Genomic DNA, 12,060 nt, shown 5'->3' with positions numbered 1-12,060 from the left:
GCCGACAACGCACCGTTCCCCGCGCCGTCAAACGCAAAATGTCCAACTGGCCACTCAAGCGAACACCAAAAACCACAAAGTAAACGGCATTGGATTTAGCAGGCCTGATTCAGCCTCAGGCGGCGAGGACAGCGTAAGCGGCCGGCGGCACTGTGCCGCCGGCCGCCGTCGTACGTTTATTTGTTCAGCACCTCGTGCGTCAGGAACTCGGAGACGTGCCCGATTTCCTGCTGGTTGATGCCGTGCCACATGCCCGTGTAGAGCACCTTGGTGAGCTTGACGTGCCCACGCACCCAGCCCATGGTGTACTCGATCTTGTCGGGCGTGATCACGGGGTCCTGCTGGTCCCGGCCCCAGAAGAGCGGCACTTTACCGTCCAGTTCGCCATCCTTGAACGTGGGGTCCCCGTCCGCGTTGACCACAAAACCGGAAAGCCCGACGACGGCGGCGTAATCAGCGGGGCGCTGCCGGAGCAGCGTGGTGGCCATCGCCATTCCCATGGAGAAGCCGAGCAGCGTCACCGACGGGTGGTCGGCCTTGACGGTGTCGATCCAGTCCTGCACGTAACCGGCTCCAGCCTTGACGGCGTCGAGCGTGTACTCGATGGAGGCCGTCAGGGGGAACCACATAAACCCGGGGCCCGTGGCCAATGGCGCCCGGAGTGAGGCAACAACAAAGTCTTCGGGAAGCATATCCGCCAGGCTAAGCAGGTCCTGTTCGTTGGCGCCGTAGCCGTGGAGCAGCACCAGCAGCGGCTTTCCGGAGCGCTGGTCCTGCGGCCGGGACCACAGAACAACGGGGGCGGGAAATACTTGGGCGTCAGTCATAGTTTCCATTCTTACAGTTACCCGGCGGTAACTACCTACGGTGGCGTAGCTTGTGAGCAAGGAGGCAGGATAGGACCGTGAATGAAGCAAAAGCCATGCAGAGCCCGCCCAGGGCCACGGAAGCCCACCCCTGGAGCCGCTATGTGGCGATGGGAGATTCGTTCACCGAGGGCATCGGCGACCCGGACCCCACAAGCCCCGGCGGCTTCCGCGGCTGGGCGGACCGGGTGGCCGAGGAACTGGGCAGGGGCCAGGCCGACTTCGCCTATGCCAACCTGGCCGTCCGCGGCCGGCTGCTGCAGCAGATCGTGGACCAGCAGCTCGCTCCGTGCCTGGCGCTTAAGCCGGACCTGATAACCCTTTCCGCCGGCGGCAACGATCTCATCAGGCCCGGCGGCGACCCCGACGCCCTCGCCGAAAAACTTGATTCAGTGGTCCAGATCCTGGCCATGGGCGGCGCCACGGTGGTGCTGTTCAACGGTCCGGATACCGGTTCCTCGGTCCTGGGACGGATCCGCAGCAAGGTGGCCATCTACAACGAGAACCTCCGCACAGTGGCCGCCCGCCATGACGCCATCATCGCCGACATGTGGTCGCTCAAGCAGCTGAACGATCCGCAGATGTGGGACGAGGACCGCCTGCATTTTTCGCCGCTGGGACACCACACCATCGCCGCCATGGTGCTGGAATCGCTGAACGTGGACCACACGCTTGAGCCGCTCCGGCCCAAGCCCCTGCCCGCCCGCACGTGGCGGGCAGCCCGCTCCGAGGACCTGGTGTGGGCCCGCGAGTACTTTGTCCCGTGGGTGGTGCGGCGGCTGCGCCACCGCTCTTCCGGCGACGGAATCACCGCAAAACGCCCGACGCCGGGACCCGTGTTCGGCCCGGGCGTTCCGTTGGGTTCCGGCGAGGGGCCGCTGGGCACCACCGACGCCCGGCGCTAGCGGCGGCCCGGCGTGACCCAGGGACAGCTCTCCCGGACAGGCATGGATCCGGATGAGGTGGTGCGGCGGCGGCTTCACGCCCAACGGCTGCGCGGGCCCGGCCTGGGCTCCCCGGAGGACGCCGTCCGGCACCTGCTGGCGGTCCAGGCGCAGGAGTTTCCCTACGCCCGCTGGAGCCTGGCGCAAAGGACCGGCAGTCTTGGAGCTGCCTCCGGGGCCCCGTCTCATCGTGTTGCTGCCGAGGCTGCGGTGGCCAGCGCCGCGGAGGTGGAGGAGGCGGTGTCCGACGGGCGCATCCTGCGCACCCATATCCTGCGGCCCACCTGGCATTTTGTGCACCGCGAGGATCTTCGCTGGCTGACGGCCTTGTCCGCGCCGCGGCTTCACCAGGGCAACGCGGGCATGTACCGGCAGACCGGGATTGATGCCGCCGCCGCTGACCGGAGCGGACAGTTCCTGGCCGAAGCCGTCCGGGGCGGGTCACACCTGACCCGCGAACAGCTGGCCGCGCGGCTGCAGGACGAAGGGTTCGCGGCCACCGGCTTCGGACTGGCCTACCTGATCATGCATGCCGAGATCAGCGGGATCCTGACCAGCGGGTCGCCGGTGCGCAGTCGGGGCGGGGCCCTGAAGCAGACCTACGCCCTTTTTGACGAGCGTGTACCTGCCGGCCCGGCCATGCCGCCCACCCGGGCCGAAGCGCTCAGCGAGCTCGTCCGGCGCTACTTCACCAGCCGCGGGCCGGCCACGGTCAAGGACTGCGCCGATTGGTCCGGGCTCACCATGGCCGACGTGCGCCTCGGCCTTCAACAGACCCTAGCGGCTGCTCCCGAAACGCTGGCAACGTCGGTGATTGACGGCGTCGAGCATTACTTCGACGCCGGCACGGAGGGCGGGGCGGATGGCGGCAATGCCACACCGGCGTCCGGACCGCGGATCGACCTGATCCAGTGTTACGACGAATACGTGATGGGCTATTCCGCAACGCGGCACTATCTGGGCGGCAGCGCTCCGGCGTTCCCGGTCGCCGGGGATCCGATACATGTGGTGCTGCTGGACGGGCGGATGGCCGGCTGCTGGCGGCACACCATGTTCTCCGGCCGCTGTGAGCTGGATATCCGGCTGTCCGCTGCCGCGGACCCGGTACTGGACGCGGCGGTGCAGGACGCCGTGGACCGGTACGGGGCCTTCCTGGGGATCCCGGCCGCGCGTGTGGGCTCCGGGGTTAAGCTGGAAGGACACATATGAGAGGCGCTACACCGTGAACAGCTTGTTTTTCTGGATCATCATTCTGTCGTTCGTAATACCGATGGCGATGCGGATGTACCGGAAATCCGTGAACAAACGGAACCAGGAGCAGAGCTTTTCCGGGCGCTACCCCGAGCAGTTTCCAGGCGGCGGGCAGTACCCCGGCAGCGATCAGTACCCCGGGGCGCAGAACAAACAGCCCCGTGACGGCTACACGCAGCAGGACTACATGAGTGGCGGCTTCCGGCAGATCATGAGCCCGCAGCCCCTGCCGCCGAGCCAGCCGTTGCCGCCCATGCAGCCGATTCCTTCTGCGGATCAGCAGTTCCCGCCGTACGGTCAGCCGCAACCCAACGGCCAGCCGGTGCCGAACGGTCAGCGGGTGCCGGAGCAGCGCGCGGAAGCACCGCAGCAGCCTGCCGCCCCCGGCATTCCCCTGCCGCCGTCGGGCCCGCAGGGATACCGTGCCCGGAAGCTGGCCGAACTCGACCAGCAGTACAGCAACGGCGAGCTGGCCATGGAGGACTACATGAAGCGCCGCTCCGACATCATGAACGGCTAACTTCCGGGCACTTGCCTCGTCCAGCTACTGTCTAGTCCACCTACTGCCTAGTCCACCTGCGGGAAGCCGAGGTCGATGACGGACGTGGCAGGATCCGGCCAGCGCGTCGTCACCACTTTGCCGCGTGTGTAGAAGCGGATGCTGTCCGGTCCGTACATGTGCGTGTCGCCGAACAGTGAATTCTTCCAGCCGCCGAAAGAGAAGGTCCCCACGGGCACCGGGATCGGCACGTTCACACCCACCATGCCGGCCTCGACGTCGAACTCAAATTGCCGGGCGGCGCCGCCGTCGCGTGTGAAGATAGCAACACCATTGCCAAACTCGTTCTCATTGACCAGCCGTACGGCGTCGCTGTAGCTTTCTACCCGGACCACGGACAGGACCGGGCCGAAGATTTCGTCGTCGTAGACCTTCATGCCCGGTTTGACGTGATCCACGAGGCTGACGCCGATGAAGAAGCCGTTCGAATCAAAGTCCTGGGTGCGTCCGTCGACGACGACGGTGGCGCCTTCGTTTTCGGCGCCGGCCACGTAGGAGGCAACCCTGTCGCGGTGTTCTGCCGTGATCAGCGGCCCCATCTGCGAGGACGGGTCGGTGCCGGGGCCGATCTTGAGCGTCGCCATCCGGCTGGTGATTGCCGCAACCAGGTCATCGGCGATGTTCCCCACTGCCACCAGCACGCTTACAGCCATGCAACGTTCACCGGCCGAACCGTAGGCCGCGGAAATCGCCGCATCGGCTGCCATGTCCAAATCGGCGTCGGGCAGGACCACCATGTGGTTCTTCGCCCCGCCGAGCGCCTGGACGCGCTTGCCGTTGTCGGCGGCGCGTTTGTAGATGGACCGCGCGATGGGCGTTGAACCGACGAAGCTGACAGCCTTGACGTCCGGATGTTCCAACAGGACGTCCACGGCCTCCTTATCGCCATGGACCACGTTCAGGACGCCCGCCGGCAACCCTGCTTCGGCGAAGACCTCTGCGATGAACACAGCCGACGACGGGTCTTTTTCACTGGGCTTGAGCAGCACCGTATTGCCGCAGGCGAGCGCGCTGCCGATCATCCACAGCGGCACCATCGCCGGAAAGTTGAAGGGCGTAATACACGCCACCACGCCGACGGGCTGCCGGACGGAGTGCACGTCCACGCCGTCGGAGACCTGCTCGGACCTTTCGCCCTTGAGCATGTGGGAGAGCCCGGTGGCGAATTCGATGTTCTCCAGGCCGCGCGAGATCTCTCCCTCTGCGTCGGAGAGTACCTTGCCATGCTCGCTCGTGAGAATGGCCGCGAGCTCGGGTTTGCGCTGCATCAGGATTTCACGCACCCGGAAGAAAATGTTGGTGCGCTTGGCCAGGCTGGTGGCCCGCCAGCCGGGAAGCGCTGCCTTGGCCGCGGCAATGGCTTCCTCCACCCGGGCGGCGGAGGCGAAGGCAACCTGTTTTTCCTGCTCTCCCGTTGCCGGGTTGAAGACGGGGCCGAAGCGCTCAGCATCGCTGATGCGGCCGCCGTTGATGAAGTGCGGAATGGTTTGCATGGTGATCTCTTTCCTGGGGTAATTCTCGTGCTGGCTGACTAAACGGTGGAGTCCAGCGACCCGTCCACGAGTTTGATGATCATGGAGCAGTCCTTGCCGGATTCCCCGGCGTCGACGAGCCGCTGGAACAACTGCTGGACGTGCCTGCCGATTTCGAGCGGCGTTCCGGTGTCCTCGGCGGCGCTGATGGCCAGGCCGATGTCCTTGTTGGCCAGCTCCGTGGTGAAGGTGGGTGCGAAGTCGTTGTTTGAAGCGGCGGTGGAAACAACCCCGGGAACGGGATACCAGGTGCGCAGGGCCCAGCTGTCGCCCGAGGAGACGGAGGCGATGTCCCAGAAAACCTGCTTGTCCAGGCCCAGCCGGTCCGCCAGGACGGCCCCTTCTGCCGTGGAGGCCAGGTTGATGAACAACATCAGGTTGTTGCAGATCTTGGCTGCCTGGCCGGTGGTGGCCGCACCCGTGGGAATGATATTGGAAGCCATCGGGCCGATGTAGCCGGTGGCGTCGGCCACCGCGCCTTCTTCGCCGCCCACCATAAACGTGAGAGTTCCGGCTTTGGCGCCGCTCATGCCGCCTGAAACGGGAGCGTCCACGAAGCGGAAGCCGGCGGCAGCGGCGGCGTCGTGCAGTTCCTGCGCGGCGGCGATGTCGATGGTGGAGGAATCCACCAGGAGGGTGCGGCTCTCAGCGTGTGCGAGGACTCCGTCCTCCCCGAGGTACACGGCCTTGGCATGCTCACCCTTGGGCAGCATGGTGAACACCACGTCCGCACCGTTAACGGCGTCGGCTATGCTCTGGGCCGGCTTTACTCCCCCGGCTTCAGCGGCTGCCACCGCTGCCGGGTTGAGGTCAAAGCCACGGACGTCATGCCCGCTCTTTGCAAGGTTTGCCGACATGGAGCCACCCATGTTTCCCAGACCGATCCAACCGATTACTGCCATGATTGCAAGCTCCTTTGCTTGGTATCCGAGCCGATGGGGCCCGGCGCTCCGTGTCCACCATCACACCCTGATACAGTGCAATCAAGGAGAAAAAGTACAGACACCATGTGCACTGATGCACATCAAGAGAAGGACCGCACGTGAGACGGCTTCCGAGCCCGGACGATCTGTTGATTTTGCTGACGGTGGCCCGCCTGGGCCGGTTCAACGCCGTCGCCGAGACATTGGGCACAACCCACACAACCATTTCCCGCCGCATCCTCGCCCTGGACGGGCAGCTGGGCGGCCGGACACTGGAACGCAGCCCCCACGGCTGGGAACTGACCGAGCTCGGGGCCGCCGCGGTAGCCGCCGCCGAGGCCATCGAGGAAACCCTGGGCTCGCTGTCCGGTCTCATCAGCGATGACCGGGGCGGCCTCTCGGGGCTGGTGCGGATCAGCACATCGGACGGCTTCGGTGCCGAGTTTGTGACGCCGGCCCTCGTCCGGCTTCAGCGCCGGCACCCGCTGCTGAACGTGGAAATGCTCAGCGCCACACGGAAGGTCAGCCAGAACCGGTCCGGTGTGGACCTCGAGGTGGTGGTGGGCCGAACCGATGTCACCACTGCGCAGACGATCTTCCTGACTAATTACTTCCTGCGGCTCTATTCCAGCCCCGGCTACGCCGCCGAGCGCGGGCTGCCCGAAACGCTCGACGGCGTGGGGCAGCACGGCTTTGTGTCTTACGTGGAGTCGGCGCTCCAGGTGGCGGAGCTGGGACACCGGTCCTCGCAGCTGCCGATGCCGAAGTCCAGTTTCCAGGCCACCAGCATCTTTGCCCAGGTGGAGGCGGTGCGCAGAGGTGCGGGAATCGGCCTACTGCCGAATTTTATGGTGGCAGGAAAGCCCGAGTTTGTCCCTGTGCTCCCCGATGCCTTCCAGCGCCAGGTGCCCATCTGGGCCGTGGCACGCCCGGAATCACTGCGGTCAGGCCAGGTCCAGGCAGTCATCGCCGCGCTGAAGGAAGAAGTGGACGAACGCCAGGAACTGCTGGCAGGCTGACAGGGCACCCGTCTCCGGTGGGCGCCGGCTGTTACGCCTGGAACAGCCGCCGGACCACCTGTCCTTCGGCGAGGGCATCAAGGCCCTCATTGATTTCGGCCAACGGCCTGGTGTCCGTGTGCAGCAGTTCCACCGGCAGCTTTCCCTGCCTCCAGTAATTGAGGAAAAGCGGAATATCGCGTTCCGGCACGGCGTCGCCCATATAGGAACCCAGCAGGCGCTTGCCCGCCCCGGCGAACTGCAGGGCCGGGACGGTCAGCTCCGCGGACGGGTGCGGCAGGCCCACCGATACCACCGCACCCCCTCGTGTCACGTGCTCCAGGCACGAGGCAATCACCCGGGCTGAGCCCACGGCCTCGATGGCAACATCCACACCGTCCCCCGTGACCCGGCCAATCAGTGAGGCGGCCTCCTCGGGGGTGCCTACGGCTGTGGCGCCACAGTCGCGGGCCAGTTGGTGCTTGCCGATATTGGGGTCGATGGCGATCACGGCCGACGCCCCCGCGACGGCCGCAGCCATCACCGCGGACAGCCCCACGGCTCCCAGCCCGAAGACTGCCACGGACTGCCCGGCCGTCACCGCCGCCGTGTTAATCACGGCGCCCATTCCGGTGAGCACCGCGCACCCGAACATGGCCGCTACGGTGTCCGGGACGTCGTCGCCAATTGCCACCACGGACTCACGCGCCACCACGGCATAGTCGGCGAAGGCCGAGACTCCCAGGTGGTGGTTGATCCGCCCGCCCTCCCGGGTGCAGAGCAAGGCATCGCCGTGCAGCAGGTCGCCGGAGCTGTTGACTTCGGCGGCGCGGTGGCAGAGCGCGGGCCGGCCGGCGGAGCAGGCCCGGCACTTCCCACAGCTCGGCACAAAAACAAGCACCACGTGGTCCCCCGCTTTGATGTCCTTAACGCCCTCGCCCACGGCGTCGACGCGGCCAACTGCCTCATGCCCCAGCGCCATGGGGAGGGGCCGGACGCGGGAGCCGTCCACGACCGACAGGTCGGAGTGGCAGAGGCTGGAGTACGTGATGGTGACGCCCAGTTCCCCGGCGCGGGGTTCGGGACGGTCCAACTCCTGCACCACCAGGGGCTTTGCGTCGGTGTAGCTGGTGCCGGACGGGACAGTGGAGTAAAGGACTGCTGCTCGCATGGAAGTTCCTGACCTTCGGGGTAAAGGGCTGGCGTGCAGCTGGTGTTGCCGTGTCCTGGCGGGCCTACTTCCTGGCGGCCACCAGGAGATCGGCGGTGACTCGGGCGTCAGCGGCGTCGACGTCGTGCAATGAGATGCCGCGGGTTTCCTTAAGGAAGAACACGGAGACCGCAGTCACGATGCAGGCAGCCATCAGGTAGAGAGCCACCGGAGTGGAGGATCCGAAGCTGGCCAAGAGCGAGCTGGCGATGATCGGTGCCAGCGAACCTGCCACAATCGACGTCACCTGGTAGCCGAGCGAAACGCCCGAATACCGCATCCGGGTGGGGAACATCTCCGCCATGATCGACGGCTGTCCCGCGTACATCAGTGCGTGGAAAAGCAGGCCGATGGTGATCGCGGCCAGGATGACGAGATCGTTGGCGGTGTCCATCATCGGGAAAGCGAAGAAACCCCAGGTTCCGCCGAGAACCGCACCGGCCATATACACAGGCCGGCGGCCAAAGGCATCGGACATCTTGCCGACGAGCGGGACAACGCAGAAGTGGATGAAGTGCGCCACCAGCAGGAGCAGCAGGATCCGGGAGGTGTCCGTCTGGACCACAACTTTGAGGTAGGTGATGGAGAAGGTGACCACGAGGTAATAGAGGATGTTCTCTGCGAACCGCAGGCCCATGGCGGTAAAGACGCCCCGGGGGTAGCGGCGGAAGACTTCCCCGACGCCGTAGCCCTTCTTCTCGACAGTGACTTCCTTACGCGACTCCAGGAATATCGGTGCGTCCTGGACCTTGGTGCGGATGTAGTAGCCGACCACCACGATCACAGCAGAGAGCCAGAACGCCACCCGCCAGCCCCAGCTGAGGAAGTCAGCGGGAGAGAGGGTGGAGGACAAGGTGAACAACACGCCCGTGGCAAGGAGGTTGCCCATCGGGACGGCAGCCTGGGGCCAGCTGGACCAGAATCCGCGCGACTTGTTCGGGCTGTGTTCGGCCACGAGGAGAACTGCGCCTCCCCATTCACCGCCGACAGCGAAGCCCTGCACGAAGCGCAGGAACACGAGCAGCGCCGGCGCCCAGTAGCCGATCTGCGCGAAGCTGGGCAGGCAGCCCATCAGGAAAGTAGAGACGCCCACCAGGATGATGCTCAGCTGCAGGAGCTGCTTCCGGCCGAAGTTGTCACCGAAGTGTCCGAAGACAATCCCGCCGATGGGCCGGGCGACGAATCCCACCGCATACGTGACAAACGCTGCGATGATGCCATCCAGTTCCGTTCCGGAATTGGGGAAGAACATTTTTCCAAAGACCAGGGTGGCTGCGGAGGCGTAGAGAAAGAACTCGTACCACTCAACCACGGTGCCGGCCATGGAGGCCGTGACGACTTTCCTCAGGCCTGAGGCCTTGACGTCGGTTTCCACTGCTCGCCTTGCGGCGGAGTTATCCGTACTCATATGTGAACTCCTTCGGCGTCTCCATCGACACCACTGGGACCAGACGTTGGCGGCCATGTGTGATGTTCACCACGACGCGCCGGGTCCCACGAGTATGGACTGACGACGGGTCATGCTCAACGACGAAAAGCGCAGAACCTATCTGCATTTATGCACATGCGCCCTGTCCGGCTCTGTCCGGGCTGAGTTCCGGCTCTGTCCGGCTAAGTCGGCGCAGTCCCGGCTCTGTCCGGCTCAGCCGGCGAGATGCCGCCGGAGCTGGGCGCCGAGCTGGCCGATCTCGGTCAGGAAGCCGTCGTGGCCGATCGGGGCCTCAATAACGTGCACGTCCACGTCGCCCGGGAGCGCGTCAGCCAGTTCACGGGACTGGGACGGGAAGTACAGCCGGTCGCTGTCCACCGCAGCCACGAAGAACCTGGCGGTGGCCCGGCCCAAGGCCTCGTTCAGCGAGCCCCGCCCGCGGCAGACGTCGTGGCTCATCAGGGCGTCGGTGATGGCGATGTAGCTGTTGGCATCAAAGCGCCGCACCAGCTTTCTGCCCTGGTGGTCCAGGTAGCTTTCCACCTGGTAGCGGCCCCGCTCCCCCAGCGCTGCCGCCTGGAACGGCGACTCCGGGTGCTGGGCCGACCGTCCGAAGCGGCCATGGAATTCCTCGGCGGAGCGGTAGGTGATGTGCGCGATGCGCCGTGCCAGTGCCAGTCCGTCCTCCGGCAGCGGACCGCCGTAGTAGTCGCCGTCGTTAAAATTGCTGTCCTGGCGGATGGCGAGCGTCTGCGCCTGGGCGAACGCGATCTGTTCGGCCGTGCTGGCGGCACCGATCGAGATAACGGCGCACCGCTGAACCCGTTCCGGGTAGGTGACCGCCCATTCCAGGGCCCGCGCGCCGCCCATGGAACCGCCCAGCACGGCGTACCAGCTCGGGATTCCCAGCTGGTCAGCCAGCCTGGCCTCGGCCGCGGTGGTGTCCCGCAGCGTTACCAACGGAAAGCGGGACCCCCACGGCTTGCCGTCCGGGGCATCCGAGGACGGCCCGGTGGAGCCGTAGCAGCCGCCCACGATGTTGATGGAGACCACAAAGAACCGGTCCGTGTCCACCGGCGCACCCGGCCCGGCCAGCTGTTCCCACCAGCCGGGCTCGTCGCTGTCGCCGCGCGTCACGTGTGTGCTTCCGGTCAGGGCGTGCTCAATCAGGACGGCGTTGGAGCCGTCCGCGTTGAGGGTTCCCCACGTTTCATAGCCGAGGGTGACTTCCGGGAGGTAGCCGCCGGCTTCGAGCTCGAGTCCGCCGATGCTGGCGTAACGGACCACCCCGTTTCCGGGTGCTGCAGTACGGGAAATCGTAATCGTCATGGAAGGACCTTTTCTATGCGCTTGCCCACCGTCAATTGACCGGCAGGCCAGGTCCTCACCCGGGGCACCCCACCGCAAAAGAGGGTTGCCGGCCAGCAAGCCGGGGCTGTCGCTGGCACTCATGACCTGCTTCGAGTGTACGAACAGCCCCGGTCTATTGCTAAGCGTGTGACTGGTTATGACTTCGCGGGAGCCCTACTGCGGCTGGCCGGCCACGTCCTTGCTAGGGTCCGCCGCGCCCTTGGCCGCCCGGAAGCCGGCTTCAAGGTCGGCCAGGATGTCATCGATGTTTTCGATAGCCACGGACAGGCGGACGAGTCCCGGAGTGAACCCCGGCGATGGCCTGCTGCCCGGGCGAAAGCTGGCTGTGCGTGGTTGATGCCGCGTGGACCACCAGTGAACGGACGTCCCCGATGCTGGCCACATGGGAGTGCAGCTCCAGGGCATCCACGAAGCGCTTCCCGGCCTCTGCGCCGCCGGCCAGGTTGAACGCGACTACCGCACCGGTGCCCTTGGGGCCGCTTTTGCGGCCACGCTCACACCAGGGGCTGGATGGCAGCCCTGCATAGGCGACGGATTCGACGTGGCCCTTGCCTCAAGCCACTGGGCGACGTCGACGGCATTGGCCACGTGCCGCTCCACCCGCAGGCTCAGCGTTTCCAGGCCCTGGGCGATGAGGAAGGCGTTGAAGGGTGACACTGCCGAGCCCAGGTCGCGCAACAGCTGGACGCGGGCCTTCAGGATGTAGGACAGGTTGGCGCCGAGGGTGGCCACAACGTGGTCCCCGGCCTCGGCAGTGTTCAGGATGGCAAAGGTTCCAGCGGCCTGTCCCGAGCTCAGCAGCAGCGCCGGGAGTCCGCCCTTCAGGCTGGCAATCCTCTGTTCCACGGCATCCTGCGTGGGGTTGCCGATACGGGTCTAGATCCAATGCAGTTTACTTAGCACGGGTGTGTTAATGTTTCGGCATGGCGCGTAGTGGATGGGTGACCCCGGAGGGTCCGGAGCGGTTGAGTGACCAC

The 12,060-nt window shown here is 65.7% G+C and carries 12 protein-coding genes, 1 pseudogene and 1 riboswitch; of the genes and pseudogenes, 4 read left to right on the top strand and 9 right to left on the bottom strand.

Annotation, left to right across the window (positions count from 1 at the left end; translation table 11 throughout):
• Positions 1 to 176 precede the first annotated feature (176 nt).
• Positions 177 to 827 carry an alpha/beta hydrolase gene (locus ACVWY0_RS21535; protein WP_485838502.1) on the bottom strand — a complete coding sequence of 217 codons (651 nt, stop codon included), beginning with the start codon at positions 825 to 827 and terminating at the stop codon, positions 177 to 179.
• 95 nt (positions 828 to 922) lie between these two features.
• Here ACVWY0_RS21535 and ACVWY0_RS21530 point away from each other — a divergent pair, with 95 nt between their 5' ends.
• Genes ACVWY0_RS21530 through ACVWY0_RS21520 form a run of 3 tightly spaced genes read left to right on the top strand, consistent with a single transcriptional unit; the run spans position 923 to position 3,581 of the window.
• Positions 923 to 1,771: an SGNH/GDSL hydrolase family protein gene (locus ACVWY0_RS21530; protein ID WP_485838504.1), complete on the top strand. Its 849-nt coding sequence runs from the start codon at positions 923 to 925 to the stop codon at positions 1,769 to 1,771.
• A 12-nt stretch (positions 1,772 to 1,783) separates the two neighbouring features.
• The gene (locus tag ACVWY0_RS21525; protein WP_485838501.1) at positions 1,784 to 3,019 is read left to right on the top strand and encodes a winged helix DNA-binding domain-containing protein; all 1,236 of its coding nucleotides are present in this window, start codon (positions 1,784 to 1,786) and stop codon (positions 3,017 to 3,019) included.
• Positions 3,020 to 3,032: 13 nt separating this feature from the next.
• On the top strand, positions 3,033 to 3,581 hold the full coding sequence (locus ACVWY0_RS21520) for a hypothetical protein (RefSeq protein ID WP_485838500.1): 549 nt from the start codon (positions 3,033 to 3,035) through the stop codon (positions 3,579 to 3,581).
• Positions 3,582 to 3,628: 47 nt separating this feature from the next.
• Here ACVWY0_RS21520 and ACVWY0_RS21515 read toward each other — a convergent pair whose 3' ends face one another.
• Both ACVWY0_RS21515 and mmsB read right to left on the bottom strand, forming a co-directional pair.
• Positions 3,629 to 5,113 carry a CoA-acylating methylmalonate-semialdehyde dehydrogenase gene (locus ACVWY0_RS21515; protein ID WP_485838499.1) on the bottom strand — a complete coding sequence of 495 codons (1,485 nt, stop codon included), beginning with the start codon at positions 5,111 to 5,113 and terminating at the stop codon, positions 3,629 to 3,631.
• Positions 5,114 to 5,151: 38 nt separating this feature from the next.
• Positions 5,152 to 6,054: a 3-hydroxyisobutyrate dehydrogenase gene (gene mmsB, locus ACVWY0_RS21510; protein ID WP_485838498.1), complete on the bottom strand. Its 903-nt coding sequence runs from the start codon at positions 6,052 to 6,054 to the stop codon at positions 5,152 to 5,154.
• A gap of 140 nt (positions 6,055 to 6,194) precedes the next feature.
• Between mmsB and ACVWY0_RS21505 the strand changes: the two genes are divergently transcribed.
• Positions 6,195 to 7,094 (top strand): LysR family transcriptional regulator, encoded by a 900-nt coding sequence (locus ACVWY0_RS21505; protein WP_485838497.1) that lies wholly within the window; start codon positions 6,195 to 6,197, stop codon positions 7,092 to 7,094.
• A gap of 31 nt (positions 7,095 to 7,125) precedes the next feature.
• Here the strand turns inward: ACVWY0_RS21505 and ACVWY0_RS21500 are convergent, their stop codons facing one another.
• From ACVWY0_RS21500 to ACVWY0_RS21475, 6 genes and pseudogenes are all read right to left on the bottom strand, one after another.
• Complete coding sequence (locus ACVWY0_RS21500; protein ID WP_485838496.1) at positions 7,126 to 8,244, bottom strand: zinc-binding dehydrogenase; 1,119 nt, start codon at positions 8,242 to 8,244, stop codon at positions 7,126 to 7,128.
• A 64-nt stretch (positions 8,245 to 8,308) separates the two neighbouring features.
• Positions 8,309 to 9,691 (bottom strand): MFS transporter, encoded by a 1,383-nt coding sequence (locus ACVWY0_RS21495; RefSeq protein ID WP_485838495.1) that lies wholly within the window; start codon positions 9,689 to 9,691, stop codon positions 8,309 to 8,311.
• 234 nt (positions 9,692 to 9,925) lie between these two features.
• A complete protein-coding gene (gene metX, locus ACVWY0_RS21490; RefSeq protein ID WP_485838494.1) occupies positions 9,926 to 11,041 on the bottom strand; it encodes a homoserine O-acetyltransferase MetX in 1,116 nt (371 codons plus the stop codon).
• 12 nt (positions 11,042 to 11,053) lie between these two features.
• Positions 11,054 to 11,168: riboswitch (SAM riboswitch) on the bottom strand.
• 68 nt (positions 11,169 to 11,236) lie between these two features.
• Positions 11,237 to 11,467: a PLP-dependent transferase gene (locus tag ACVWY0_RS21485; RefSeq protein ID WP_485838493.1), complete on the bottom strand. Its 231-nt coding sequence runs from the start codon at positions 11,465 to 11,467 to the stop codon at positions 11,237 to 11,239.
• A gap of 1 nt (position 11,468) precedes the next feature.
• Positions 11,469 to 11,600 (bottom strand): annotated as a pseudogene (locus ACVWY0_RS21480) (O-acetylhomoserine aminocarboxypropyltransferase); the annotation flags it as partial.
• Positions 11,537 to 11,953 carry a PLP-dependent transferase gene (locus ACVWY0_RS21475; protein WP_485838503.1) on the bottom strand — a complete coding sequence of 139 codons (417 nt, stop codon included), beginning with the start codon at positions 11,951 to 11,953 and terminating at the stop codon, positions 11,537 to 11,539. The pseudogene ACVWY0_RS21480 and the gene ACVWY0_RS21475, both read right to left, overlap by 64 nt.
• Positions 11,954 to 12,060: the final 107 nt, after the last annotated feature.

The organism is Arthrobacter sp. UYNi723, assembly GCF_054057635.1.
Note: the sequence above shows the minus strand (reverse complement) of the source record. Positions and strands in the feature narration are given on the sequence as shown.

Bases quoted from the DNA above. Each gene is read 5' to 3' on its own strand.
- ACVWY0_RS21535 (WP_485838502.1), bottom strand. From the start codon at position 827: ATGACTGACGCCCAAGTATTTCCCGCCCCCGTTGTTCTGTGGTCCCGG.
- ACVWY0_RS21530 (WP_485838504.1), top strand. From the start codon at position 923: ATGCAGAGCCCGCCCAGGGCCACGGAAGCCCACCCCTGGAGCCGCTAT.
- ACVWY0_RS21515 (WP_485838499.1), bottom strand. From the start codon at position 5,113: ATGCAAACCATTCCGCACTTCATCAACGGCGGCCGCATCAGCGATGCT.
- mmsB (WP_485838498.1), bottom strand. From the start codon at position 6,054: ATGGCAGTAATCGGTTGGATCGGTCTGGGAAACATGGGTGGCTCCATG.
- ACVWY0_RS21500 (WP_485838496.1), bottom strand. From the start codon at position 8,244: ATGCGAGCAGCAGTCCTTTACTCCACTGTCCCGTCCGGCACCAGCTAC.
- ACVWY0_RS21495 (WP_485838495.1), bottom strand. From the start codon at position 9,691: ATGAGTACGGATAACTCCGCCGCAAGGCGAGCAGTGGAAACCGACGTC.
- metX (WP_485838494.1), bottom strand. From the start codon at position 11,041: ATGACGATTACGATTTCCCGTACTGCAGCACCCGGAAACGGGGTGGTC.
- ACVWY0_RS21485 (WP_485838493.1), bottom strand. From the start codon at position 11,467: ATGTGGCCAGCATCGGGGACGTCCGTTCACTGGTGGTCCACGCGGCAT.